Here is a 26,442-nt window from a genome sequence, read left to right as displayed (position 1 = left end):
GTTACGCCTTGGCGTTGCGCCCCTCCTGTCTCCCTGCCTATAGAGCCCGTGATGCGCTTCTCCTCCCCATGAGTGCGCCACAGAGAGGAACCACTGTCTTGGCCAAGCAACCTGCCAAATCGACCGCACAGGCGAAAAACGACGTCACCGCAGGCGACGACACCGATTTTCTGCTTCACTCCCTGCAGGACGCCTTTGAATCCAAGAAGTGTTACGCGGCGAGCGATGCAGAAATGCTCGAATTCTACCGCCAGATGCTGCTGATCCGCCGTTTCGAGGAAAAGGCGGGCCAGCTTTACGGTCTCGGCCTGATTGGCGGCTTCTGCCACCTGTACATCGGTCAGGAAGCGGTCGCGATCGGGTTGCAGAGCGCGCTCGACAATGATCGTGACAGCGTCATCACCGGCTACCGCGATCATGGCCATATGCTTGCCTATGGGATTGATCCCAAAGTGATCATGGCGGAGCTGACCGGGCGCGAGGCTGGGATCTCGAAGGGCAAGGGCGGGTCGATGCACATGTTCTCGACCGAGCATAAGTTTTACGGCGGCCACGGCATCGTCGGTGCACAGGTGGCGCTGGGCGGGGGGCTCGCGCTGGCGCATCAGTACAACGAGGACGGCGGCATCTGCCTCGCCTATTTTGGTGATGGCGCGGCCAACCAGGGCCAAGTCTATGAAACTTTCAACATGGCGGCCTTGTGGAATCTGCCGATCGTGTTTGTTGTCGAGGATAATCAATACGCGATGGGCACATCGACCAAGCGTTCCTCGGCCGAAACCCGGTTCTATCGCCGCGGCACGTCGTTCCGCATCCCCGGCATGGAAGTCAACGGCATGGATGTGCTCGAAGTGCGCGCTGCCGCCGAAATTGCCTTTGCGCATGTCCGCGAAGGCAAAGGGCCGGTGCTGATGGAGTGCAACACCTATCGGTTCCGTGGACACTCGATGTCCGATCCGGCCAAGTATCGCACCCGTGAAGAGGTGCAGGACCAGCGCGATCACCACGATCCGATCGAACGGCTCAAGAAGACTCTGATCGAAGGCGGCAAGACCGAGGATGAATTGAAAGCCATCGACAAGGCGATCCGCGCCGAAGTGGCGCAGGCGGCCGATTTCGCCGAAACCTCGCCTGAGCCAGCTCCGGACGAACTCTACACCGATGTTCTGGTGGGGGAGTACTGAGCCATGGCCATCGAACTGAAGATGCCCGCGCTGTCACCGACGATGGAGCAGGGCACGCTCGCTAAATGGCTGAAGCAGGAAGGTGACCGGATCGAACCGGGCGATATCATTGCTGAGATCGAGACCGACAAAGCGACGATGGAATTCGAAGCCATCGATGATGGTGTGCTGGAAAAGATCGTGGTCCCCGCGGGAACCGAGGATGTCGCGGTGGGCGCGGTGATCGCGCTGATTGCGGCGGATGGGGAGGAGTCTGCTGAGAAAGTCGCGGCAGAGCCCGTTGAGACCGCAAAACCCGCACCTGCGCCCCAGGCTGATGCGCCCAAGGTTGAAAAGCCTGCTCCTGCTGCTGCCGCGAAAGACCCTGCCGTTCCTGAAGGGACCTCGCTTACCATCACGACCGTGCGCGAAGCCCTGCGCGATGCCATGGCTGAAGAAATGCGCCGCGATGGCCGTGTCTTTGTGATGGGCGAGGAAGTTGCCGAGTATCAGGGCGCTTACAAGGTCACGCAAGGCCTGCTCGCCGAATTCGGCCCCAAGCGTGTGATCGACACCCCGATCACTGAATATGGCTTTGCCGGGATCGGCACGGGCGCAGCGATGGGCGGGCTTCGTCCTATCGTCGAGTTCATGACGTTTAATTTCGCAATGCAGGCGATTGACCACATCATCAACTCGGCTGCGAAGACCAACTACATGTCAGGTGGCCAGATGCGCTGCCCGATCGTGTTCCGGGGCCCCAACGGTGCTGCAAGCCGTGTGGGCGCTCAGCACAGTCAGAACTATGGCCCTTGGTACGCCAGCGTTCCGGGTCTGATTGTGATTGCGCCCTATGATGCAGCCGATGCCAAGGGCCTGTTGAAGGCAGCGATCCGGTGCGAGGATCCTGTGGTCTTCCTTGAAAACGAGCTTGTCTATGGTCGCAGCTTTGATGTGCCGGACATGGATGATTACGTGTTGCCCATCGGGAAAGCGCGGATCGTGCGCGAGGGGAGCGATGTGACGATCGTGACCTATTCGAACGGTGTCGGCATGGCGCTGGAAGCTGCCGCGACACTGTCGGATGAGGGGATTGACGCAGAGATCGTCGATCTCCGCACCCTGCGCCCGCTTGACCGGGCCACTGTGCTCGAAAGCCTTGCCAGGACCAATCGCCTGATCGTTGCCGAGGAAGGCTGGCCAACCTGTTCAATCGCCAGCGAGATCATCAGCATCTGCATGGAAGACGGCTTCGACCATCTCGATGCGCCCGTGTTGCGGGTGTGTAACGAGGATGTTCCGTTGCCTTATGCTGCCAACCTTGAAAAACTGGCGCTGATTGATCCGGCGAGGATCGCTGAAGCCGCACGCAAGGTTTGCTATCGGTAAATTCGGTCAGCGCATCCGCCCTGGCTTTGGTCAGGTCGGACGCGCTGCTGAATACACGTTGCACCGGGCCACAGGCCCACCCGCGTAAATAGCTGTCAGATCGCGATTATCGCGGATATTGAAGGCGGCGGTGTAGGTGATACGCTTGCCTTTAAATATCGTGATCGGCGTAAGTGGTTCGTAATCATAGGCGATTTCGACAAACATGACCGCTGTTCCCTGCGAGGCGGTGATGTAGCGTCCTGGAACGCCCATGCCTGGAAATCCTGTTCCTGTCTTTCCATTGCCTTCAACACCGTAACTCGAATCATGTTTAAGGGCCCCGCGGCAGCGCTGCCAGGCGATCCATTGTCCGTCATTCGCATTGCGCTGCAAGCTTGAAATAATGATCCGCCCTTGGTCGAAGATATCGATGCTATCGCCGAGCTTTTCAGCGCCGATCAAGGTCTCGGCCATATCGCGTTCGTAAACCTTTCGCGCAGCCAGCACTTCCTGTTCACCCACCCGTGATGCGTTGTCGGCAACTTGCATGGCGATTTGGCTGACCTGCAAATGGGCGATGACCAGATATGCCGTGTCTGTGCCGAGCATCCCCATGCCGAGCACCAGCGGCGCGGCCAAGGCGAACTCGATCAAAGCAACGCCTGACGTGTTATCCCGGAGACAGGTGGCAAGCGAGCTAGCCGCTGCCGGTAACTTTAAGTGCGTATTACAGGTCATGGGCAAGACCTTTGCGTGGTGTTGCGATTTTTTTGTTCTTTGAACGGCTGGTTGCGAAGAACTGTTGATGCTTCGATCGTCACGTCCTTCGGCAATCCGGCGAGCCCATACATCGGGAAGAGCCGAGGGTATTTCACCTCTGCTGTGTAGAGGACCACGTTGCGGGCGCTGCCGATCCCTGCCGTTCCGCGGACCGCATCAAACCTGCCATTGTTGTTATCGTCGATGTAATTCTCGCCCTTGGCGCCTTCGCATTTCCCGTGACCTGGCTGCCCTACCGGGTCATCTCCGAGGATAACCTCTGACTCGCCAACGTCCGCAAAATCATAGTGCGACAGCGGGATAAAATTGATCTCTGCACCTTGCGGTATCACGATGGAAATCTGGTCACGCACCAGCTTTTCCAGATTGGCTTGTTGGTTCCCGGCGCTTTCCAATGTCAGATCGCGACCGGCTTTCTGCATTGCGCCGTGCAAAACCGAACTGGCATATTGCGTGTGGGCCATGTCCATCAATCCCATGATGATCAGCACCAGAACCGGGAAGACCATTGCGAACTCAATCAAAGTGGCGCCTTCGCGGTCGCTTTTCAGACGGCGGGTCAAGTCTGCGGATTTCACCAAATCACGGATCATGATGTGAGCCTTAAGGCAGCGATTTTCTGGGCGATTTCCTGGAAGCGGGCATTCAGCGTGATATTGTCAGTTGCCTCAAACGCGCGGCCGGGGTCAGCACAATTTCGCAAGCTATCGGTCAACGCCGTGCCGAATGCCACCACCCACACGGTGATGCCCTCTTGTTTCGCGGCGCGGCAGGCAGCCTGGAAGCGCGCTTCGTGACGGGCTCTGGCGTCCGCAATGACGCGAGCACCGTTTTCAGTAACGATTGCTCCGGCAGTTACACGGCGATCCCATGGTTCGACACCGTAGGTTGAATAAACAAACGGGCTGGGGGCTAATTGGCCGTCAGTCATGAAAACGATGTGCCGCGCGATGGAAAAGCCGTTGGGTGCGGTTGAATTATCTGCGGCAAAAATACCGTTTGGTGATATGTAATACCAAATCCCGATGAGGCTGACTCATGGGGGATTTCCAAGGCGCTGATTTTCTGATTCACCGGAGCAAGCACGAGGAGGCTTGCGATGGCGACGGCGATTGGTGTTCGATCAGATTTCACTTCGCGGGATTTGAGCCGATTTTCCCGACGATGTGACGATCCGGATCAGGTACGGCGGTTGTTGGCGTTGGGCTTGATCCTGGACGGCAGCAGCCGGAGCGAAGCGGCCAAAGCGGCTGGCGTGACGCTGCAGGTCGTGCGGGATTGGGTGATCCGCTTCAATGCTGATGGCCCGGACGGGCTGATGTCACGCAAGGCCCCCGACAAAGTCTCGATTCTGAGCGATGAGCAGCGCCGCGCTCTTGCGCAGCAAGTTGAAGCAGGCCCGATTCCTGCGGCGCACGGGGTTGTCCGCTGGCGTCTCATCGATCTGGCGCAGTGGGTGTGGGATGAGTTTGGCCTGTCGATTACCAAACAGACGCTGAGCCGTGAGATGCGCGCGCTGGGCTTCCGCAAGCTCTCGGCCCGCCCTCGTCATCGTGGCCAGAAAGCGGATGACATTGCCGATTTTAAAAAAACTTCGCAGGCCAGTTGGCAAAAATCCGACTATCCTTGCCGCACGGCACCGCGATAGAACTGTGGTGGCAAGATGAGGCGCGCATAGGCCAACAGACCAAGCTCACCCGCCGCTGGGCCAAGCGCGGAACCCGGCCCTGTGCGCCCAAAGACCAGCGCCGGGCCTCAGCCTGGATCTTCGGGGCCATCTGTCCCGCCGAGGGCAAGGGTGCTGGCATCGTCATGCCCCGTTGCAACAGCGAGGCCATGAGCATGCACCTCGAAGAGATCGCCTTCCACGTCGCGCCGGGGGCGCATGCCGTCTTGATCCTCGATCAGGCCGGATGGCATGGCTCGGCGGAACTGGTCGTGCCCGCCAACATCACTCTCATGCCGCTGCCGCCCAGGTGCCCGGAGCTCAACCCCGTCGAAAACGTCTGGCAGTTCATGCGCGACAACTGGCTCTCCAACCGCATCTTCTCATCCTACGACGACATCGTCGACCATTGCTGCTTCGCTTGGAACAAGCTCGTCGATCAGCCCTGGCGCATCATGTCCATCGGCATGCGCCAATGGGCGCATGGGTTCTGATCAATGGGACTTGGTATAACGTGCGCCCCAGATCATGCCGATGTCATGATAGGTGCCACCCAAGGCCTTGAGTGATGTTACATAATTGAAGAGGTCAGTCCGGGAAATTTTCGACAGTCGGCGCGCAGGCTGTACACACAGGTCCCAGGCCGGTTCTCTCGCCATGTTCCAGTTGGTTATATCAAGCGGTGTATTTACGGTGTTTGTGTTGGGAGTTCCGAAATTGGCTGTGGTCGTATAGCGCTGCCATACAGCGGCATTTAGCTGCGGCTTCCAACGCTGTGCTTCGTTGGCAGGTTTCAAATTGATATCGAGGTCGAAGGCGTTTGTCGGAATAGGGCTGAAAACGCCTGTGTTGACGGTTTGTGCCTCTTCGATACAACCCTTCCATGTCACTGTCTGCATGGTGCCATCCGTACCGATAGGCAACTGGATCGAGTTGTTGTTATAGATCGTGCTGAAGGCGACCGTTTCCCACCCGGCTGGGCTGCCGGCGGGATTTGAGACACCACAGGGCGTCGGGTCATTTGTATCGACTGTGCAATAGCGATAATAGTCAAACTCGATCCGCTGCTCTGTTCTGTCGGGGATCACATCGGCCGACGTAGCCGGCCTTGTCTTGCGGACCGTGCCACGGCAGCCAGCGCGCGAAGAGGATGGCGCGCTACCGTATTGGTTCAGCACATATTGCGTTGCGCTGATCGTCCAAGTCTGTGGGCCGACGTTGTAGGTGCCGCGATTGGAGATTTGGCAACGATCCCGGTCGGAACTGTCGACCCGGCTCGGATCATTGTTGCGGTTATTGTAGTAAAAATGGCTTGTGGTCGACGATCCCAGATTGCTGGTAAGGCGTGTGATCCATTCCGTACCTTCGGAAATAACGATCGGGTCGCCGAGCTTCACACCATTTCCGGGGATGACGTAATTCACGGTTTTGAAAACCGGTACACGCGACTGGTAGGTGTGATTGTTGGCCAGATACTGGCGTGGAAGATCAAAGCCGACATTGACCGAGTTGGCGTAGGGTACCACACCAAATCGAACCTGAGCATTAGGCGATGTCGCTGAATTTACTGTGTCATAGAAGTTCATAACCGCAGTGCGCAAACCTCGGATCAAGGAGTTGCTGACTTCGACGTTGTTGTTGTTTCCGGACGGACACCCGGCGATGTTGTTGTCAGGACAATTCATCGAACCTGTCGTGTCGAGCACAAACATGACGTCGGTGTTCGAAATATTGATTTCCGCCGAACAGGACACCGCAATATTGAACTCTTCAAAGCCGAAAGCTCTCATGATCGTTGTCGGCAGCCGCGAACTGGCTGTGCCTTGCACAACGCCCTGACCATTGCTGGTGTAATTGCGCGCGCGGTTTGCGCTGCCGAACATGTCGCTGGGGAAATTCTGATCGAAAAAGTTGAGACCAACCTGGCGTTGCGCCTCTGTAAACGTATCATTTGTCATCGCGCGCCGGGCGGCCAGCGCGCCAGCGTCGCAGGCGGCCTGCATGCGCGAAGCGGTCATGTAATAGCGACTTGCGTCAATCCCGCTGCCGACCATCGCCATGATGGGTACCATCGCTGCTGCGCAGATCACCAGCGTGTTGGCTGCGGTATCATGCAACAATGAGCGCATGAATGATGCGTTGCCCTGGTTTTCTCGCCCCATGTCTTTGCTGCCCTTCTTCCGATGCCCGCGGAATACTATCGCGCACAATCCAGATGCAGCCTTCTCCCCTAGAGTGTCCTGGTTAGCGGATTGCCAAAAGGTATGGTTAGCAAAGTCCTAAGCCGTCGCCCCGATCTGCTTCATTGGTGTGGTGTGCCACTGTCAGACAGTTTGCTTGCCAAGTGTGCAGGGTGGCGGTTAGGCGCTGGGGGCGTGACCGAGAACCTTCATGAAAAGCTGCCGCCCGAAGCGGAACTCGCTCTGGCTTGGTGCAGTCCTGACGCTCGTTGTTCATTACGCATTGCCTTCCAGCTAGATCGGCGCTTGGCGCGGATCGTGATGCGCACAACAGAGCCGATGCTCGGTCAGATGCGGCTGGCATGGTGGCGCGATGCACTGGGCAAGTCCGTCGCCGAACGTCCGCGTGGTGATGTGGTGCTCGATGGCATCGGGCGTCATTGGGCCGGCAACGAAGCTGCGCTTGTTGCGATGGTCGATGGGTGGGAGATTTTCGTCAGTGCACAGACCCTCGGCCAAAGTGATGCGGCGGACTTCGGTATGTCGCGGGGCGCTTTCTTTGCGGCGCTGGCGCCTGAGAATGCCAAGCGATTGGCCGTTGCAGGTTCCCGCTGGGCACTGGCCGATGCTGCGGCAGCAGTATCGGACGACGACGAACGTGCGGCGATCATCGCGGCAGGGCTTGCGACCATGAGAATGACAGTGATTAAGTCCATGCCATTTCCGAGAGGCTTGCGCGGCCTTGCCGTGCTCGATGTCTTGGCCCGGCGCGCACTTGAGCGTGGAGGGCGGCCATTGATGGAGGGGCGGGGGGCTTCGCTCGCCGCGTTCAAGGCTGCTATCTTTCCGAACTAATTGGGTATATTTACAAAGTCTACGCAGCAAATGGGGGCAGACCATTGCGACAGGCCGTGTTGGGAGCGTTCGGGGGGCTCGCCCTTGCCGGCGTCGGAATGTTCTGGTGGCAAGGCCGTGCTGCGGTCGAACAAAGCGCGCCGCCGCCGCCGGTCGCTGAGCCAGCGCCCGACCCTGATGCCCTTCCACTAGCCGACCCTGGCACCATGACCGGCCCGGCACCGCCCGAAGTCAGCGGCCTCAGCCGGGAGGAGCAGCGGTTTTTCCGCTATGATCGCAACCGGGACCGGCTCATCACGCGCAACGAAATGTTGTCTACGCGCACGGATGCGTTCCGCGCCCTCGACAAGGACGGCAACAATCTTTTGACGTTTGAGGAATGGGCCGTCGCAACCGTGAACCGCTTCGAGAAGGCCGATAGCGATGGTGACGAACGCCTGACCGTGCGGGAATTCGCCACAACGGCGCCCAAGCCAGCGGCGAAAAAGCCCGCCTGTAAATGCTGATCCTTTAGGCGGGCACTGCTTCACGCGTTTCGCTGATCCAGTGTGCCAGATCGGCTTTGGCCCTATCGGTATAGGCTTCCTTGCGCACCTTCTTGCCGACTTCGTGCAGCGGCGGAAACAGACCGAAATTGACGTTCATCGGCTGGAAGGTCGCCGCGTCGGCATCGCCGGTGATGTGACTGAGCAGGGCCCCCATTGCGGTGGTGGCGGGCAGGGGCTGCCAATCGCGCCCGGCAAGTTCTGCTGCAGTCATCATCCCGGCGACCAGGCCGATCGCCGCGCTTTCGACATAGCCTTCGCAGCCGGTCACCTGCCCCGCAAACCGGATGTGCGGCGCTCCGCGCAAGCGCAGCTGACGATCGAGCACTTCAGGCGAATTGAGGAACGTGTTGCGGTGCAGCCCGCCCAACCGCGCAAACTCCGCGTTCTCCAGCCCCGTTATGGTGCGGAACAGCGCGATCTGCGCGGCATATTTCATCTTGGTCTGGAAGCCGACCATGTTCCACAGCGTACCAAGCTTGTTGTCCTGACGCAGCTGGACCACGGCATAGGGCCAGCGCCCTTGGGGGAATTCAGGAGTGGTATCAAAGGGATTGTCCAGCCCCACACCCTTCATCGGGCCATAGCGCAGCGTTTCGACCCCGCGTTCGGCCATCACTTCGATCGGCATACAGCCATCAAAATAGGGTGTGTCCTTTTCCCATTGCTTGAATTCGGACTTCTCGCTCTCGATCAGGCCCGCGTGGAAGGCAAGATATTGCTCCTGGCTCATCGGGCAATTGATGTAATCGCCACCTTCGTTCGATGCCTCGTTGCGCTTGTTCCAGCGTGACTGGATCCAGCATTTGCTCATATCGATGCTGTCGTGGTGGATGATGGGCGCAATGGCATCGAAAAAGGCAAGCCGTTCGGCCCCGGTGGCGCGCACGATGCTGCCCGCCAGCGCTTCGGCAGTAAGCGGCCCGGTCGCGACGATGGTCAGGCCGCCTTCGGGTAGTGTGTCGACCCGTTCACGCACGATGGTGACATTGGGATGGGCCCGAAGCGCCTTTTCCACTTCGGCAGAAAAGACATCGCGGTCGACGGCCATGGCGCTGCCGGCTGGCACCCGCGCCGCTTCGCCTGCGCGCATGATGAGGCTGTCAAGCGCACGCATTTCGTGATGCAGCAAGCCGACCGCATTTTTGGTGTCATCGTCCGAGCGGAACGAGTTGGAACAGACCATTTCGGCGAGGCCATCGGTCTGGTGTGCAGGCGTCATCTCACCACTGCCGCGCATCTCGGACAGACGCACCCGGACCCCGCGTTGGGCAAGCTGCCAGGCTGCCTCGCTCCCGGCGAGGCCACCCCCAATGATGTGCACATCGTGCAAATTCGCTTTTGCGGTCATGGCAGGGCAGGTAATTCGGTGTTAGCCCACCTGCAAGCCCTGCGCGCACGGTATACGGGCGGTATCGGCCACAGGAATAGAGCAAGACATGGCAAAACAGGCGCTTATGCAACAAAGGCCGTGGCTGCTGGCAAGCATCACGGCGGCGACAGCCTATTATTTTCTGCGCGACAATCCCGTGGGCGAGGGCACCTGGGGTCTGATCGCCAAGGGCGCAAGCGTCGCATTATTAGCGTTGTACGTTCTGATGCGCGTTCCCCACACGCGCCGGGGCATTGATGGCGTGCTGCTGGTCATAGCCCTCGTGCTGGCGTCAGCAGGCGATATCGCGATTGAGCTCGATTTTGTCATTGGTGGTATCTTCTTCACGGCTGCGCATCTTGTGGCATTGGCGCTGTATCTCAGAAACCGCCACAAGCGGCCCTCGCCCACACAAAAGGCTATGGGCGCCGGTCTTTTGATCGGCACGCCTTTGATAAGCTTTGTGCTAAGCGCAGACCCACAGATAGCGCTATACGCTGCGTTCCTTGGCGCTATGGCTTCGGCCGCGTGGATGAGCCACTTTCCGCGCTACAGGGTCGGCACAGGCGCCGTCCTGTTTGTGCTGAGCGACTGGTTGCTCTTTTCGCGCATGGGTACGATTGACCTAGCGCCGCTGCCCGACGTGCTGATCTGGCCGCTTTACTACGCCGGGCAGGTCATGATCGCCACTGGCATCGTGCAATGCTTGCGCGGAGAGCAGCCCATCAGGTGACGGGCGGCTCGCCCGCGTCCGCTTCGGCACCACGTTCGGCAGCCACGGCTTCTTCTGCCGGATTTTCCGGTTCGGTCGTCTCGTCGATCAGGGCCGCGCCGACGATATGTTCGCCCTTGGCAACGTCGAAGATGCGCACGCCCGAAGAACCGCGTCCCGAGACCGAGAAGCCCTTGTGTTCGTCGAACCCGCCTTCAATCAGATGGCGGAAATCGATCCCCAGCCGGATAAGCTTGGCCTGATCGGTCACCAGCATCAGTTGCGATCCGTGCTTCACCGGGAAGCTGGCCACCACAGGCCCGTTGCGTTCCGGATTGCTATCAGGCGTGCCGATATTGGTAATCCCCTGCCCGCCGCGCGACGTGGTGCGGTATTCGTAGGCGGAAGAAATCTTGCCGTAGCCGTTGGCGGTGAGCGACAAAATGAACTCTTCGCCGTCGGCCATATCCGTCATCTGATCGTCGGACAGGGTGGGGGCGGTGTCATTGTTCTTCCACGCTGCGGCGCGAAGGTAAGCCTCACGGGTTTCCATATCGGCCGTGAGCGGGTCGAGCACCGCCATGCTGACGACCTTGCTGCCTTTCTTGAGGTTCATGCCGCGCACACCGATGCCGGTGCGGCTCTTGGTTTCGCGCGCGTCCGTGGCGGCAAAGCGGATCGCCTTGCCAGAATCGCTGGCGAGGAAGATCTGCTGCTCTTCCGTCAGCAGTTCCACCCCAATCAAACGGTCACCCGAACCTTCGACGAAGCCCATGGCATACTTGCCGGCAGTCGGCACGTTGGTGAAGGCGTCCATCGAATTGCGGCGCACCATGCCCTGTTCGGTCGCAAAGACGATGTTGAGATTGGCCCAGGTCGCCTCGTCTTCAGGCAACGGTAGCACGTTGGTGACGCGCTCTTCGGAGGCGAGCGGCAGCAGATTGACCATTGGGCGCCCTTTGGTTTGCGGGCCGCCTTCGGGCAACTTCCACACCTTCATCCGGTAAACGCGGCCTGTGTTGGTAAAGAACAAGACCGGATTGTGAGTTGAGGTAACAAACAGCTCAACCACGGCGTCCTCGTCCTTGGTCGCCATGCCCGAACGCCCCTTGCCGCCGCGTGCCTGCGCGCGGAAGGTGCTGAGCGCCGTGCGCTTGATGTAACCATCATGGGTGACCGTGATCACCATGTCCTCACGCTCGATCAGATCCTCGTCTTCAAGACCATCCCAGGCAGGCGCGATTTCGGAGACACGGGGGGTGGCGTAAGTGGCGCGAATTTCCGCCAATTCGTCGCGCATGACACCATAAAGCTTCACACGGTCTGCAAGGATCGAAAGATATTCTTCGATCGCAACCGAAAGCCCCTGCAATTCGCCGCCGATTTCGTCCCGTCCGAGCGCGGTCAGACGGTGGAGTCGCAGTTCGAGGATGGCTTTGACCTGGCGTTCCGACAGGCGATAGGTGCCGCCTTCCTGATCTGCGCTCGGCTCGATCGCTTCGACCAGCCGAATGTACTGCGCGATATCGCCAATCGGCCATTCTTTGCCAAGCAATCGCGCGCGGGCTTCAGCCGGGTTGGGCGCGGTGCGGATCATCACCACAACTTCATCTAAGTTGGCCACCGCGACTACGAGGCCAATCAAAATGTGTGCCCGTTCACGCGCTTTGGCGAGTTCGAACTTGGTACGGCGCGTAATCACCTCCTCGCGGAAGGTGATGAAAGCGGCAATGAAATCGCGCAGGTGCAGCGTTTCGGGGCGTCCACCGCGGATAGCCAGCATGTTCGCTGGGAATGATGATTGCGCCGGGGTGTGACGCCAGATCTGATTGAGCACGACGTCCGCCGTCGCATCGCGCTTGAGGTCGACCACCACCCGCACGCCCTCGCGCGAGCTTTCGTCACGGATGTCGGAAATGCCTTCGATCCGCTTTTCCTTGGCCGCATCGGCGATCTTTTCGACCAGGTTGTTCTTCCCGACCTGATAGGGAATCGAGGTGAACACGATGCTTTCGCGGCCCTCGCTCTTGGCACCGCGGGTGGCTTCCACTTCGTGACGGCAGCGCATCAGGATCGACCCGCGCCCGGTGGTATAGGCCTGCCGTGCGCCATGCGTGCCAAGGATCAGCGGCGCGGTCGGAAAATCAGGGCCGGGAATGTATTCGATCAGTTCTTCAGACGTGATTGCGGGATTGTCCATATAGGCAAAACAGGCATCGATCACTTCGCCCAGATTGTGCGGCGGCACGTTGGTCGCCATGCCCACGGCGATGCCGCCCGCGCCGTTAACCAGCAGGTTGGGATAGCGTGCGGGCAGAACGGTCGGCTCGCGTTCGGTCCCATCATAATTGGGCTGGAAGTCGACGGTATCCTTTTCGATATCGGCTAGCAGCGCCTGTGCGACGCGTTCGAGGCGTGCTTCGGTGTACCGCTCGGCGGCTGGCGGATCGGGGTCCATTGAGCCAAAATTGCCCTGACCATCAATCAGCGGAACCCGCATCGACCACGACTGGGTCATGCGCGCCAGCGCATCATAGATCGCACTGTTACCGTGAGGGTGGTACTTACCCATCGTATCGCCGACGATACGGGCGGACTTGCGATAAGCCTTGCCCGCAACATATCCGTTTTCCTGGCAGGTCCACAGGATCCGGCGGTGCACCGGCTTCAGGCCATCGCGGACATCAGGCAAAGCGCGACTGACGATCACGCTCATCGCGTAATCGAGGTAGCTCGACTTCATCTCATCGACGATATCGATGCGGTCAAAGCCGCCCATCGGTGAGGGGGCGGGGGAATCGAGAATGTCGCTGTCGTCGCTCAAGATCTGGGCCGTTTCTGCTTGTGGTTTGGTGCCGCTGCGGCACTTCAGGCCCTATCGAGCCCGATACAATACCCCTATCTAGTCCTCCGCTGTCGTTTGCGCCACCTTGTGCTCCGAACGTAGGGGGAACAGCGTGCATTTTTCCACATTTGCAAGCATATCGCTTTGACCATCTGGCAACGCCATTCAAAGCTCGTTCAGCACGGTACGCCTACCAAGATTTGCAAATGTCGTATGAGCCGTTCTAAGGCTCGGACGAAATTTCGGCAGCGTATGGGCCACTACTGGCGCGACGCCCCGCTTTATATCTGGAGGATGCAGTGACCTATTTGTCTTCGCCCCGTCGCCCCCGCCTTTTGGCTGGCAATCTGACGCGCCAGTTGGCTTTGGCCGTTGCGCTTGCCGGAGGCACAGCCGTGCTTACGGTTCCGGGTTTCACTGAGGCAGCTTACGCCCAGAAAAAGAAAAAGGACGCGTCGGCTGAGAAGGCTGCGCCTGCCTATTCAAAGGAATTCGTTGAGGCATACCAGCCGATCGAAGCTGCGTTGAAAGACCCAGCGGCCGATGTCACCGCGCTCAAAACCCAGATCGAAGCCCTTGCAACTAAGGCGTCGTCTCCCGACGAGAAACTTGCAGTGGGCAGTATGCTGTTCAATGCGGGGATCACCGGTAAGGACAACGCGCTTCAGATGCGTGGTGCCGAAACGATGTTGGCCAGTGGCAAAACGCAGCCAGAAGACACCGCCCGCTTTGCCTTCGTCGTTGCCCAGATCGCAACGTCGCTCAAGCAATACGAAAAGGCTGATACCTATCTGCAGCAGGCGATTGATCTGAATTACAGCGCACCCAATCTCACCGCCGCTGACGTGAAGATGAACCGGGCCGAACTGCTATTTGCCCAAGAACGCTACGCCGAGGGCCTTGATTACGTCAACACGCTGATTGCTGAGACCAAGGCCGAGGGTCAGCCGGTGAACCCGAAGTGGTATGCTCGCGGCGTACAAATTGCCTACAACAACGAGATCGAGCCGCAAATCTATGAACTCGTTCAGAATTGGGTGATGGACGTGCCCACCGAAAATAACTGGCGCGATGCGGTGAATATCACCCGCAACCTCAACGACTATGATGGCCCGGTTCTGCTTGATCTGCTGCGCCTTGGCCAGCGAGTGGGCACGCTCAAAGATAAGAATGATTACATCTTTTATATCGAGGCAGCCGATTCGCGTCGCCTGCCCATGGAGGTGAAGTCGATTATTGAAGAAGCCAATGCTTCTGGCGCGATCCCCAAAGGCAGTGATCCTTGGGTCGACGAACAATTCAAGACAGCCAGTGGCCTTGTTGCTGAGGACCGGGCAGCGCTTCCATCGTTTGAGCGTGATGCCAATTCGCCTTCGGCCAAGCTTCGTACGATTTTGGCGGCAGGAGATACTTTCCTAAGCTACGGTGAATATACCAAGGCAGCCGGTTTTTATGAACGTGCCCTTGGGATGCCCGAAGTGGATCGTAATCTTGCCATGACCCGCTTGGGCATTGCCCAGATCGGCGCTGGCGATGTTGCTACGGCGCAAGCTACCTTTGCAAAGGTGGATGGCACGCGTGCGCCGATTGCGAAATTGTGGAGCGCCTATGCCATGCAGACTGCAGGCAGTGGCGCGGGCACCGCGACCGCAACTGGCGGTTGATGGTTTGCTGACCTGATCGGCAAAAAGACGGGCGCCGGGCGGTTTAACCTCCCGGCGTTCTTTTTTGGCAGGGGCAATGCCGGAAATGCAACCAGCGCTGCGCTTGCGGGAGCAGGAATGCGCGCCTAAATGACGCCTCATGAATGATCTTTCAAGCACGCCGCAGCCCGCACTTCCTTCGAAGGACGCTGCCGACCGGCCCGCCCGCCAGCGCAAGCCTGACTGGATTCGCGTGCGCGCTCCTGTAAGCCAAGGTTACAATGAAACGCGCAAATTGATGCGCGAACTGAACCTTCACACCGTTTGTGAAGAGGCCGCCTGTCCGAATATCGGCGAATGCTGGACCAAGAAGCATGCGACGGTGATGATCCTGGGCGATGTGTGCACGCGGGCCTGTGCGTTCTGCAATGTCAAAACCGGGATGCCGAAGGCCGTCGACCCGTTCGAGCCGGAAAATACCGCGATTGCTGCGGCCAAGATGGGCCTTCAACACATCGTCATCACCAGCGTCGACCGTGACGATTTGCCCGATGGCGGTGCCTCGCAATTCGTCAAGGTAATCGAGGCGCTGCGCCGCAACACCCCAGACACCACGATCGAAATTCTCACGCCTGATTTTCGCGGGAAGATGCGCCGCGCGGTGGAGATGATCTGCGAGGCGGGGCCGGATGTGTACAATCACAATCTCGAAACCGTGCCGCGGCTGTATCCGACCATTCGCCCCGGTGCGCGCTACTACGCGTCGCTCCGGCTGCTGGAGGAGGTGAAGGCGCATAATCCGCTGACATTCACGAAATCGGGCATCATGTTGGGGCTCGGCGAACAACGCCTCGAAGTGCATCAGGTGATGGACGACATGCGCTCGGCCGAGGTCGATTTCATCACGATGGGCCAATATCTCCAGCCCACACCCAAGCACGCCGCCGTTGATGAATTTGTGACGCCCAAAGCGTTTTCCGCTTACGGTGCCATTGCGCGGGCCAAGGGGTTTCTTCAGGTCGCCTCCAGCCCGCTGACGCGGTCGAGTTATCACGCAGGCGACGACTTTGCGAAGATGCGGGCCGCGCGAGAAGAAAAACTGGCGCGAGCCGGAGCAAAGGCTGCCGTCTGATGCCTGGCATCCGCGAAACCCGTCGCCTCCCGTACAGCGCTGAACAGATGTTTGATCTGGTTGCGGACGTCGGCCGCTATGGCGAGTTCCTGCCGTGGGTGATCGCCACGCGCGTGCGATCAAACACCGAAACGGAAATGGTCGCAGACATGGTGGTGGGCTTCAAAGCGATCCGTGAAAGCTTCACCTCGCGCGTTACCAAACAACGCGCAGAGGAAATCGCAGTTCATTACGTTGACGGCCCGCTGTCTGATCTCGACAATATCTGGACGTTTCGGGTGGTGGATGATCACACCTGCGAGATTGATTTTCTGGTCGAGTTTACCTTCAAGAACCGTCTTTTCGAAAGGATTGCTGGGCAATATTTTGATCGCGCATTCCGCAAGATGGTCGAGGCATTTGAGACGCGTGCGGCGCAGCTCTACGGTAACAGCAATTCCAGCGCGCATAGCGTAGCCTGACGGCGAATTTCAGCGCGGCCTTCTGGGCCTTCGCCACCATCGAAAAACCGCAGTTCGCCTTCGGGATCGCCAGCGCCGTTGCGAACGACGCGGGCAAAGACCACGGTGCCGACCGGTTTGTGCGGTGTACCGCCGCCCGGACCTGCGACGCCGCTAATGGCCACGGCAACATCGGCTTTTGAACGGTCAAGCGCACCCTTGGCCATTGCCCACGCGCAGGCGATCGAAACGGCGCCGAAGGCTTCGATTATATCGCGAGCAACGCCCAGCATCTCCATCTTGGCTTCGTTCGAATACGTCACGAATCCGCGATCGAAGACGGCTGACGAGCCTGCGATTTCGGTCAACGCGCCTGCTACCAGCCCGCCGGTGCAGCTCTCAGCCAGAGCAACTTGCCGCCCGGCGGCGGCATTTTCGGCAATCACGCGGGCGGCAAGGGCGGCAATATCATCAGGCAACAAGGACAGGGGCACAGCAGACCTACTTCCGCGCCGGATCGGCAGGAGTAATAGCGCCGCAGATCGGTGGGCTTTTCATCTCGGTCATCGCAGCGATCAAAGCGACGAGACCGCCAAGGTTTTGCGTTGGCAGAGGGCTGATCAGTTCCAGCCCGCGCTCGATCTTGTCGCAGGAATCGCCTTTGATCCCATCGGCAAGCATTTGTCCAACAAGAGCATCGACGAAAGGACGCAAGGACTCTTCAGGCATGGCACTGAGCAACGCGCCCATCTCCACCGGCGCGCCGCTTTCGCCTGCGCTATCGGACGCCATGAAAGTCTTGAGAGTGCGAAACGCACCTGGCCACGCCTGGTTCTGCCCGGCGCGAAATTGTCCGATATAGGCTTCGCCACCGGTCGCCATAAAGCCGTTGGCCGAAAGGCGATTTGCGCAGGCCGTACGGGTCGCATCGTAAGCGATTGGCATGGCGTAAACTACGGCGTCCGACAGATCGGCCGGGGCGACGCAGGCCTGCGCCTGAGCAACGGCATTCTGCGAGGTGGCCAGCGCGGCCAAGGCAATGGCGGCAATCATCCGGTGAGTCATGTGGCAGTTCCTTCAACGGCAAGGGTGACGCATACGATGGCCTGTGCGGCAATGCCTTCGCCGCGGCCCGTAAAGCCGAGTTTTTCGGTGGTGGTGGCTTTGATGCTGACAGCGCCTTCCTCAATTCCCATCAGCCGGGCGACCTCAGCACGCATGGCCGGACGGTGAGGTCCGATCTTGGGTTCCTCGCAGATCAGTGTGAGATCGAGATTGGCGATCGCGTAGCCGGCCTTGCGCGCAAGGCTGACAGCGTGCTGGAGAAACTGCCCAGACCGCGCGCCGCGCCATTGCGGATCGCTTGGCGGGAAGTGCGTGCCGATATCGCCTTCGCCAACCGCGCCGAGCACGGCATCGGTAATCGCGTGGAGAGCAACATCGGCGTCGGAATGGCCTGCAAGGCCTTTGTCATGGGGGATTTGTACGCCGCCCAGCCACAATTCCTCACCCGGTTCCAGCCGGTGGACATCAAAGCCTTGACCGATGCGGAAAGCGGGAAGGGGGGCGGTGTTCACAAAATCCTCCGCAAAGGTGATCTTCTTGAGGCATTCATCGCCTTCGACCAACGCGACTGAACCTGAGCTTGCCATCAACACCTGCGCGTCGTCACCCGCATCTGTTGTGCCAATCCAGGCGCGGTGCGCGGCGAGGATGGCAGGGAAGCGGAAGGCTTGTGGTGTTTGCACACGGCGCAGGGTTTCGCGATCGGCCTTGCCCGCCATGACGGTGCCGCTGGCGATCGCAAGACTGTCGACCACCGCCAGCACCGGAATCGCTCCGGCGTGCTCGCCCAACGCCCTCAGCAGTCGGTCAACGACCGCGTGGGGCAGGTCGGGGCGTGCGGCGTCGTGGATCAGCACATTTTCGGGCGATAAAGCGTCAAGCGCCTCAAGCCCGCACCGAACCGAATCCTGACGGGTCACGCCGCCGATAACGAATGTAACGCCCGTTATGCCGGCCAAGGCTTGCTCGGCATGATCGCGCGCATCCGGCGCAATCACCACCACCAGCGGGTTGGCGCTAGCAGCTGCCAGGGCCTCGACGGATTGGCGGATCAACGGTTTGCCGTGCCATGCGCGAAACTGTTTTGGCATCTCGCCGCCCACGCGCAGGCCCTTGCCAGCGGCCACGACAATCGCGGCGAACGGGGGGAGGGAAGCAGAGCCAGCCATCGCGGCGTTCGCTTAGGGTCTGGACGCGCTTTCGGCAATCCACTAAGCGCTTGCCCAATTATTAGGCAATCATCGTGATATGACCACGCTTCCTCCTCCGCCGGCCCTGAAGCCGATTGCCATCGGCCCGGTCACGGTTGCCGAGCCGGTGGTGCTTGCGCCAATGACCGGCGTGACTGACATGCCGTTCCGCACGCTGGTGCGGCGCTATGGCTCGGGCCTCAACGTCACCGAAATGGTCGCCAGCGAAGCCGCGATCCGCGAGACCAGAGTGAGCACGCAGAAGACCGCTTGGGACCGGATCGAGGAGCCGGTGTCAATGCAACTGGTCGGCTGCGATCCTGCCAGCATGGCTGAGGCGGCGAGAATTCAGGAAGGCAACGGGGCGGCAATTATCGACATCAATTTCGGCTGCCCGGTGCGCAAGGTGGTCGGCCAGATGGCTGGCAGCGCCCTGATGCGCGAAGTTCCGCTTGCCGTCCGGCTGATGGAAGCCACGGTCAAAGCGGTGAAGGTGCCGGTAACAGTCAAGATGCGGATGGGCTGGGATCACGATAGTCTCAACGCACCCGATCTTGCCCGCATGGCCGAGGATATCGGCGTGCAGATGATCACCGTACATGGCCGCACCCGCAACCAGATGTACAAGGGCAGCGCCGACTGGGCGTTCGTCCGCAAGGTCAAAGACGCGGTGAACATCCCTGTGATCGTCAATGGCGACATCTGCACCATCGCGGACGCGTCCAACGCGCTGGAGCAATCGGGCGCCGATGGCCTGATGATCGGTCGCGGTGCTTACGGCAAACCGTGGTTGCTGGGGCAGGTGATGCACTGGTGGCGTACTGGTGAAGAACGCGCAACGCCCGGCATCGACGAGCAGTATCGTTTGGTGGTCGAACACTACCGTCGGATGCTCGACCACTATGGTCACATCACCGGAGTCAAGATGGCGCGCAAGCATCTGGGCTGGTATACTAAAGGGCTGCATGGTTCGGCCGAGTTCCGCAACATGGCCAATTTCATCGATGATGCTGATCAGGTGCTGGGTGAGATTGAGCGCTTTTACACGCCCTTCCTGATGCAGCAGGCCGCCTGAACTGTGCCAGCAATCCCGACTGAGGGAGTTGGTGGCGATCCGCTTGTGGCTCAGGCCCGTCCGGATCCCCGTTCGCAGCTGTCAGGGCTTATCTTCGCACTGCTTTTGATCGATTGCGAAGGACGGATAGCGGAAGTCAATCACGCCACTGAAGACCTGCTGGGGACCAGCGCAAGCCGGCTTTTGGGCACGTGCTTGGTGGACCGGATCGGACCGCTTGATCCACGGGTTGAGGCTCGTCTTCTCGCAAGTGATGAAGCGCTTGTAGCGCGCGATCTGTTGATCGCGGTTGGCAAGGCGCAGACCCGCATCAATCTTACAGCCTCACCGCTCGGCGGTTTTCCAGGCTGGCGCGTGGTGACATTGTCGCAGATCGGCCATGAGGAAGCGGCCCCCGGCGGAGAGGCGCTGCTGGGTGCGCCAGCCGTGCTCGCACACGAGATAAAGAATCCCCTTGCCGCGATCCGCGGTGCCGCGCAGCTGGCTTCGCGCAAGCTTGCACATGCGGACAAGAAGCTGGCCCGCATGATCACCGACGAGGTTGACCGGATCGCGCGGTTGATTGACCGGATGCAACAACTTGGTAGCACCCGCACAGGACCAGTGGATGCTTGCAATCCGCACGAAGCAATCCGCGCCGCTATCGCAACCATGCGCGCGGCGGGATCAACGCTTGGCGAAGTGGAAATCCGCGAAGAGTTTGACCCATCGCTTCCGCCGATTTTGGCCAATCGCGATGCGCTGGAACAGGTGCTGATAAACCTGATCTCGAATGCACGCGATGCGGCCTTGGGGCCGGGCGGGGCTGGCGCACAAAGCTTTGTGATCGTCCAGACCCGGTTTGTCAGTGGACTTGCATTCAGCGCCATTCGCAATGGCCGCGCGGTGCCGCTCCCGATCGAGATTACCATTTCCGATAATGGCCCGGGCATTGATCCCACCTTGCAGGGCCACGTCTTCGAACCCTTCGTCTCGTCCAAGCCCTCCGGCCAGGGCCTTGGCCTGTCGCTGGTGCGTAAACTGGTGCGCGATATGAACGGCAGTGTTAGTCACGAGCGCGATCCGCGCGCCGGGCTTACGCATTTTCGCCTGCATTTGCCGCAGGCTTAGGACCTTTTCGGCTTATGCCCACAACTGCAACCGATCTCATCCTGCTGGTCGAGGATGATGCCGCCATCGCCACGGTTATCATTGCCGCGCTGGAAGATGAAGGCTTTGCGATTGCCCACTGCAGCAGTATCGCAACGCGCGACAAGCAGCTTTCCGCGCGCAAATTTGCGGTGATGCTGACCGATGTGATCCTTGAAGACGGCGACGGGCTTGCCAGCCTTACGGCGGTACGTGACCGTGCGCCGGATATGCCGGTGATTGTGCTTTCGGCGCAGAACACGCTCGATACCGCCGTGCGCGCGAGCGAAAGCGACGCTTTCGAATATTTCCCCAAACCTTTCGATCTTGACGATCTGGTTCATGCTGTCCGGCAGGCTGCCGGCAAGCGCTCGCCTGCGGCCGAAGAACTTGGCCATGCGATGACCGGGAGTGAAAGCGAGAAAATGCCGCTGGTCGGGCGCAGCCAGGCAATGCAGGGCGTCTACCGGATGATAACGCGCGTGCTGCGCAATGATCTGACTGTTCTGGTAACCGGTGAAAGCGGCACCGGCAAAGAACTGGTGGCTGAAGCGATCCACGAGCTTGGCAACCGCCGCAGCGGGCCGTTTGTTGCGGTCAATACCGGCGCGATCCCTACAGATCTCGTCGAAAGCGAGCTGTTCGGCCACGAAAAAGGCGCGTTTACTGGTGCGATTGCGCAGGCCATTGGCAAATTTGAACAAGCCAACGGCGGCACGCTGTTCTTGGACGAGATCGGCGATATGCCGCCCGAAGCTCAGACACGGCTACTGCGTGCGCTGCAATCGGGCCGCATCCGGCGCGTGGGCGGACGGCAGGAAATTGCGGTTAATGTCCGAATCATCGCTGCGACCAACCGCGATCTGACCCCGATGATCGCCGCGGGCACTTTCCGCGAAGATCTGTTCTACCGCCTCAACGTGGTGCCGATTGTGCTGCCGCCGTTGCGCGATCGGCGTGAGGATATTGCCGCGTTGGTGCAGCACTTCCTGGTGCTGGCCGCCGAGGATGGTCTGCCGCGTCGATTGCTCACTCCTGAAGCGATTGAGCGGCTTGAACGGCGGGGCTGGCGCGGCAATGTGCGTGAGCTGCGCAACGTGGTCTATCGCCTAGCGCTTATGGCCCGCGAGGAGCGGATTGACGCTGACAGCGTCGACGACATCATCGGGCCGGAAAATACGCCAACAGCGCTGCCCCACTTGAGCGGGGAGGTCGGTTTCGGGACAGCGCTCTTAAGCTGGCTCGCAACTGAGAGCCCGCCTTCAGGCGCGGTCTACCACCGCGCACTGGCAGCGTTTGAGAGGCCTCTGATCGAATATGCGCTGGGCCGCACCGGCGGTAATCAGTTGCGCGCTGCGCAATTGTTGGGGATTAATCGGAACACGTTGCGCAAACGGATCGGCGAACTCGGGCTTGAGCCAGAGCGTTTCATCGCAACGTAACGCCGCTGGCGCGGGGCAGATCATCAGAATGATCTTGCATGTTTACCACACCATTGTTGTAAAGCGGCAACGATGGAGCCATCCCCACCCCATTCGCTGAGCATTTCGTTGCGCCACCCGCCGCGCTGGTGGCGGCGTTTTATGATTGCTGCGCGGCGGGCGAATGTTTTTTTGTGGCTTGAGGTCCTCGCGGTCATCGCATTGCTGACCGCCATCTGGGGGACATGGTCCGCCTACAGCCAGAGTGGCGAGCCGGACAATCTCTTGCCGACGATGTGGGTTTCGGTGCTGCTTATGGCGACGCTTGTGCCGGCGATGACGCTGCTCGTTTTGATCGGTCGTCGTCTGGCGCTGCGGCGCGCAGCAGGCAGCACAGCGCGATTGCATGTGCGGCTCGTTTTCTTTTTCTCGATGGTGGCGGCGATCCCGACCTTGTTGGTGGCGGGTTTTGCGGCCTTCCTGTTCCAGACCGGTGTCGATTTCTGGTTTTCCGATGAATCGCGCGGGCTGATGGAAAACGCCAATGCCTTGGCGCAGAACTATTACGACGCCAATCAGCGCAACGTCGAACAGAACACCGTGATCATGGCGACGGACATGCGCGAAATCCTTGCGCGGGTGCCGATCACCGATCCCGACTTTCCCGATTTCTATGCCTATCAGGCACAAGGCCGTGAGATTTCCGAAAGTGCGATCCTGCAACGCATGACCGACGGATCATTCCGGACGGCGGCTGCACTCAACCTGACGTTGGAAAGCAACCCGCTGACTTTCAGCCGGGATGCGGTGCCACAGCTCGATAGTGGCGCGCTGGCTGTCGTTGTCGGCAGCCCGGAGCGGATCGAGGCGCTAGTGCCGATCGATCCGCAGTCGGGTGTGTATCTCTATAATGCTCGAACCACCGAAGAGACTATGTTCAACTCATGGTCGCGCGCGCAGTCGATCGTGACCGCCTATGATCGTCTTACCGGTAGCGCACGCACGCTTCAGCTGCGATTCAACATTGCCCTGGTCGGGGTGAGCCTGCTGCTGGTGAGCCTCGCAATCTGGTTTGCGCTTCGCTTTGCCGATCGGCAGGTTGAACCGCTGACAAATCTCGTGGGCGCGGCACGCAAGGTGGGGCAGGGCAACTTTGCATTGCGCCTCGAAGGGCGCACCGGGGCGGACGAAATCGGCCTGCTCAACCGCGCGTTCAACCGCATGACCGGGCAGCTGGAAAAGCAGACGCAGGCACTGGTAAGCGCCAATCGCCAGATCGATGATCGCCGTGCTTTCACCGAAGCAGTGCTTGAGTCGGTGACCGCGGGCGTGGTGTCGGTCGATGCAGACGCGTGCGTGACGCTGATGAACTCTTCCGCCCAGGCCCTGCTTGGGTCGGAGGGCAATGGCGCGAGCGGCGTAGGCATGATTGGCCAGTCGCTTGAAATGATCTCGCCTGAATTGCGCCGCATGATCACGGGGCGCAAGGAGCGTGCGATCATAACTCACGCGAAGGGAACAGAGCTTCTGACCCTTGCGGTCAAGGTTGCGCCGGGGACCAGTGGCCATGTGATCACCTTTGAAGATATCACCCGGCAATTGCTGGATCAGCGGCAGGCTGCATGGTCTGACGTGGCGCGCAGGATCGCGCACGAAATCAAGAATCCGCTGACCCCGATCCAGCTGGCGACCGAGCGGCTCAAGCGCCGTTATCGCAAGCAGGTGAGCGACGAAGACCGCGAGCTGTTTGACGAATTGACCAGCACGATCGTCCGGCAGGTTGGCGGGCTTCGCAAGATGGTCGACGAATTTTCGTCCTTTGCGCGGCTGCCCAAGCCGGTGTTTCGCGATGAGGACGCCCTCGATCTGGTTCGGCAAGCCGTGTTCCTGCAAGAGGTTGCCCATTCCGGAATTGCCTTCAGCGTCGCTTCATCGGATCTGAGTGACCGTGAAGTTCATTGTGATCGCCACCAGTTTGGTCAGGCGATGACCAATGTGCTCAAGAATGCGGTCGAAGCGGTCGAGGCGCGCGCAGTTGAGGCGAAGGGCGCTTATGCTGGCGAAATCGCCGCCATTCTGCAGGACGCCGGCGATGCGATTATGGTGATTATTGAAGACAACGGCATCGGATTGCCCAATGATCGGGACCGGATCACCGAGCCTTACGTGACCACCCGTGAAAAGGGCACCGGCCTTGGCCTTGCCATCGTCAACAAGATCGTCGACGAACATGGTGGGGACATGAGCTTTGCCAGCACGCCCAGTGGCGGCACCCGTGTCTGCCTGCGTTTTGCACGCAACCCCAAACCTATCGAAGACAGGCCGCTGTGACCCTGCTTTCGTTTCCCCCTGAACTGACAGCCGAAGGACCAGCTCCATGGCGATAGAAATCCTGATCGTTGACGACGAACGCGACATTCGTGAACTGGTGGCCGGCGTGCTGGGTGACGAAGGCTATGAATGTCGCACCGCTGCCGACAGCACCGAAGCGCTCGCCAAGATCGACGAGCGCCGCCCCAGCTTGGTGCTGCTCGACGTGTGGCTTCACGGTAGCCAGATGGATGGGCTTGAACTGCTGGACGCCATCAAGGCACGCGAGCCGAACCTGCCGGTTATTATCTTTTCAGGCCACGGCAATATCGACACCGCGGTCGCCGCAGTCGGGCGCGGGGCGATGGATTTCATTGAAAAGCCGTTCGAGGCCGAGCGACTGTTGCTGCTGGTCGAACGTGCTACCGAGACGGAACGGTTGCGCCGCGAGAACAACCGTCTGCGCGAAGGTAGCTGGGGCAGCGCGGAATTCACCGGCAATTCGCCCGCAATTAACGCTGTGCGTGCAACCTTGAAGCGGGTGGCGAACACCGGCAGCCGGGTGCTGATTTCCGGGCCTCCGGGGGCGGGCAAGGAAGTTGCCGCACGGTTGCTCCACGCTTGGAGCTCACGCGCCAACGGGGCCTTTGTCCTGGTCAACTCTGCGCGCATCACGCCCGAACGTTTTGAACAGGAACTGTTTGGTGAAGAGTCGGGCGGCAAGCAGATGCGCCCCGGACTGCTTGAAATGGCGGATGGCGGCACGCTCTATCTCGACGAGATCGCTGACATGCCGTTGTCGACGCAGGCCCGCATTCTCCGGGTGCTGACCGACCAGAGCTTTGTGCGTGTTGGCGGAACTCGGCAGATCGGGGTGGATGTCCGGGTGGTGTCTTCGACCACGCGCGATCTTACCGTCGAAATGGCCGAGAAGCGTTTTCGGGAGGACCTGTTCTACCGGCTGAACGTGGTGCCGGTCGTGCTGCCGGCATTGTCGCAGCGGCGCGAGGATATTCCCGCGCTCGCCGAACACTTCTTCACCCGTTACTCAAATGATCAAGGTCTTGCTCCACCGGAGATATCCACCGAGGCGATGGCTGCGTTCCAGGCCTATGACTGGCCGGGCAACGTCAGGCAGCTTCGTAACGTTGTGGAACGCACCATCATCATGACCCCGCGTGAAAAGCTCGGCATTGTTGAGCCCGACATGTTGCCACCCGAAATCATTGGCGGTCAGATCGGCCTTGCCAGTGACAGCCTGTCAGCGATCATGGGCGTGCCGCTGCGCGAGGCGCGGGTGAGCTTTGAGCGCGAATATCTTGCCATCCAGATTCGGCGCTTTTCCGGCAATATCTCAAAGACCGCGACGTTCATCGGCATGGAACGCTCGGCATTGCACCGCAAGCTCAAGCTGTTGGGCATGGCCGACAGGCGCGATGACGAGGATTGACCGTAAGCCATGCTCGGTCATTTTTCCGTGAAATGAGTTCTTGTCGTCCGGCGGTCCAATCGCCATTATGAGCGATGTAGGGCGTTATGCCTCGTTTTT

At 59.8% G+C, this 26,442-nt stretch carries 23 protein-coding genes; 14 read left to right on the top strand and 9 right to left on the bottom strand.

Annotated features, from left to right (window positions below; translation table 11 throughout):
• The first annotated feature begins 68 nt into the window (after positions 1–68).
• On the top strand, positions 69–1,184 hold the full coding sequence (gene pdhA / locus ACRANW_RS10545; protein WP_479431747.1) for a pyruvate dehydrogenase (acetyl-transferring) E1 component subunit alpha: 1,116 nt from the start codon (positions 69–71) through the stop codon (positions 1,182–1,184).
• Positions 1,185–1,187: 3 nt separating this feature from the next.
• The gene (locus ACRANW_RS10540) at positions 1,188–2,552 is read left to right on the top strand and encodes a pyruvate dehydrogenase complex E1 component subunit beta (protein WP_479431746.1); all 1,365 of its coding nucleotides are present in this window, start codon (positions 1,188–1,190) and stop codon (positions 2,550–2,552) included.
• Positions 2,553–2,582: 30 nt separating this feature from the next.
• Here ACRANW_RS10540 and ACRANW_RS10535 read toward each other — a convergent pair whose 3' ends face one another.
• The 3 genes from ACRANW_RS10535 to ACRANW_RS10525 all read right to left on the bottom strand — a co-directional run bounded on the left by ACRANW_RS10535 (position 2,583) and on the right by ACRANW_RS10525 (position 4,245).
• Positions 2,583–3,188 carry a TadE/TadG family type IV pilus assembly protein gene (locus ACRANW_RS10535; RefSeq protein WP_479431745.1) on the bottom strand — a complete coding sequence of 202 codons (606 nt, stop codon included), beginning with the start codon at positions 3,186–3,188 and terminating at the stop codon, positions 2,583–2,585.
• An 80-nt stretch (positions 3,189–3,268) separates the two neighbouring features.
• Entirely contained in the window at positions 3,269–3,907 is a 639-nt protein-coding gene (locus ACRANW_RS10530) for a TadE/TadG family type IV pilus assembly protein (protein WP_479431744.1), read from the bottom strand.
• On the bottom strand, positions 3,904–4,245 hold the full coding sequence (locus ACRANW_RS10525; RefSeq protein ID WP_479431743.1) for a hypothetical protein: 342 nt from the start codon (positions 4,243–4,245) through the stop codon (positions 3,904–3,906). The genes ACRANW_RS10530 and ACRANW_RS10525 overlap by 4 nt, the downstream gene beginning before the upstream one ends.
• Positions 4,246–4,413: 168 nt before the next feature.
• On the opposite strand from ACRANW_RS10525, the gene ACRANW_RS10520 reads away from it, so the two are divergent.
• A protein-coding gene (locus ACRANW_RS10520) for an IS630 family transposase (protein ID WP_479431742.1) occupies positions 4,414–5,474 on the top strand; the annotation gives its coding sequence in 2 pieces (ribosomal slippage) (positions 4,414–4,906 and positions 4,906–5,474; 1,062 coding nt in all).
• On the opposite strand, the gene ACRANW_RS10515 is transcribed toward ACRANW_RS10520, so the two are convergent.
• A complete protein-coding gene (locus ACRANW_RS10515) occupies positions 5,475–7,142 on the bottom strand; it encodes a TadE/TadG family type IV pilus assembly protein (protein WP_479431741.1) in 1,668 nt (555 codons plus the stop codon).
• A 213-nt stretch (positions 7,143–7,355) separates the two neighbouring features.
• Here ACRANW_RS10515 and ACRANW_RS10510 point away from each other — a divergent pair, with 213 nt between their 5' ends.
• A complete protein-coding gene (locus tag ACRANW_RS10510) occupies positions 7,356–8,015 on the top strand; it encodes a hypothetical protein (protein WP_479431740.1) in 660 nt (219 codons plus the stop codon).
• Between the two features lie 44 nt (positions 8,016–8,059).
• Complete coding sequence (locus ACRANW_RS10505) at positions 8,060–8,521, top strand: EF-hand domain-containing protein (RefSeq protein ID WP_479431739.1); 462 nt, start codon at positions 8,060–8,062, stop codon at positions 8,519–8,521.
• Between the two features lie 4 nt (positions 8,522–8,525).
• On the opposite strand, the gene trmFO is transcribed toward ACRANW_RS10505, so the two are convergent.
• Positions 8,526–9,911, bottom strand: coding sequence for a methylenetetrahydrofolate--tRNA-(uracil(54)-C(5))-methyltransferase (FADH(2)-oxidizing) TrmFO (gene trmFO, locus ACRANW_RS10500; RefSeq protein WP_479431738.1), 1,386 nt, complete (start codon positions 9,909–9,911; stop codon positions 8,526–8,528).
• 88 nt (positions 9,912–9,999) lie between these two features.
• On the opposite strand from trmFO, the gene ACRANW_RS10495 reads away from it, so the two are divergent.
• Positions 10,000–10,665 (top strand): lysoplasmalogenase family protein, encoded by a 666-nt coding sequence (locus tag ACRANW_RS10495; protein WP_479431737.1) that lies wholly within the window; start codon positions 10,000–10,002, stop codon positions 10,663–10,665.
• Here the strand turns inward: ACRANW_RS10495 and gyrA are convergent.
• A complete protein-coding gene (gene gyrA, locus ACRANW_RS10490; protein ID WP_479431736.1) occupies positions 10,658–13,468 on the bottom strand; it encodes a DNA gyrase subunit A in 2,811 nt (936 codons plus the stop codon). The two genes, ACRANW_RS10495 and gyrA, sit on opposite strands and share 8 nt — an antisense overlap.
• Positions 13,469–13,788: 320 nt before the next feature.
• Between gyrA and ACRANW_RS10485 the strand changes: the two genes are divergently transcribed.
• The 3 genes from ACRANW_RS10485 (at position 13,789) to ACRANW_RS10475 (ending at position 16,725) form a co-directional block, all read left to right on the top strand.
• Positions 13,789–15,153 (top strand): hypothetical protein, encoded by a 1,365-nt coding sequence (locus tag ACRANW_RS10485; protein ID WP_479431735.1) that lies wholly within the window; start codon positions 13,789–13,791, stop codon positions 15,151–15,153.
• Between the two features lie 139 nt (positions 15,154–15,292).
• Positions 15,293–16,264: a lipoyl synthase gene (gene lipA, locus ACRANW_RS10480; RefSeq protein ID WP_479431734.1), complete on the top strand. Its 972-nt coding sequence runs from the start codon at positions 15,293–15,295 to the stop codon at positions 16,262–16,264.
• Positions 16,264–16,725, top strand: coding sequence for a type II toxin-antitoxin system RatA family toxin (locus tag ACRANW_RS10475; RefSeq protein WP_479431733.1), 462 nt, complete (start codon positions 16,264–16,266; stop codon positions 16,723–16,725). Before lipA ends, ACRANW_RS10475 begins: the two co-directional genes overlap by 1 nt.
• Here the strand turns inward: ACRANW_RS10475 and ACRANW_RS10470 are convergent.
• Genes ACRANW_RS10470 through ACRANW_RS10460 form a run of 3 tightly spaced genes read right to left on the bottom strand, consistent with a single transcriptional unit; the run spans position 16,686 to position 18,938 of the window.
• Positions 16,686–17,198 (bottom strand): CinA family protein, encoded by a 513-nt coding sequence (locus tag ACRANW_RS10470; protein WP_479431732.1) that lies wholly within the window; start codon positions 17,196–17,198, stop codon positions 16,686–16,688. The two genes, ACRANW_RS10475 and ACRANW_RS10470, sit on opposite strands and share 40 nt — an antisense overlap.
• 7 nt (positions 17,199–17,205) lie before the next feature.
• Entirely contained in the window at positions 17,206–17,769 is a 564-nt protein-coding gene (locus ACRANW_RS10465) for a hypothetical protein (RefSeq protein ID WP_479431731.1), read from the bottom strand.
• A complete protein-coding gene (locus ACRANW_RS10460) occupies positions 17,766–18,938 on the bottom strand; it encodes a bifunctional 2-C-methyl-D-erythritol 4-phosphate cytidylyltransferase/2-C-methyl-D-erythritol 2,4-cyclodiphosphate synthase (protein WP_479431730.1) in 1,173 nt (390 codons plus the stop codon). The genes ACRANW_RS10465 and ACRANW_RS10460 overlap by 4 nt, the downstream gene beginning before the upstream one ends.
• A gap of 79 nt (positions 18,939–19,017) precedes the next feature.
• On the opposite strand from ACRANW_RS10460, the gene dusB reads away from it, so the two are divergent.
• The 5 genes from dusB to ntrX all read left to right on the top strand — a co-directional run bounded on the left by dusB (position 19,018) and on the right by ntrX (position 26,343).
• Complete coding sequence (gene dusB / locus ACRANW_RS10455; RefSeq protein ID WP_479431729.1) at positions 19,018–20,034, top strand: tRNA dihydrouridine synthase DusB; 1,017 nt, start codon at positions 19,018–19,020, stop codon at positions 20,032–20,034.
• Between the two features lie 45 nt (positions 20,035–20,079).
• Positions 20,080–21,144, top strand: coding sequence for a two-component system sensor histidine kinase NtrB (locus ACRANW_RS10450; RefSeq protein ID WP_479431728.1), 1,065 nt, complete (start codon positions 20,080–20,082; stop codon positions 21,142–21,144).
• A 14-nt stretch (positions 21,145–21,158) separates the two neighbouring features.
• Positions 21,159–22,604: a sigma-54-dependent transcriptional regulator gene (locus ACRANW_RS10445; RefSeq protein WP_479431727.1), complete on the top strand. Its 1,446-nt coding sequence runs from the start codon at positions 21,159–21,161 to the stop codon at positions 22,602–22,604.
• Positions 22,605–22,745: 141 nt separating this feature from the next.
• Positions 22,746–24,914 (top strand): sensor histidine kinase, encoded by a 2,169-nt coding sequence (locus tag ACRANW_RS10440; RefSeq protein WP_479431726.1) that lies wholly within the window; start codon positions 22,746–22,748, stop codon positions 24,912–24,914.
• Positions 24,915–24,960: 46 nt separating this feature from the next.
• Positions 24,961–26,343, top strand: coding sequence for a nitrogen assimilation response regulator NtrX (gene ntrX / locus ACRANW_RS10435; protein WP_479431725.1), 1,383 nt, complete (start codon positions 24,961–24,963; stop codon positions 26,341–26,343).
• Positions 26,344–26,442: the final 99 nt, after the last annotated feature.

The organism is Erythrobacter sp. 'gip.4 top 5', assembly GCF_056495765.1.
Note: the sequence above shows the minus strand (reverse complement) of the source record. Positions and strands in the feature narration are given on the sequence as shown.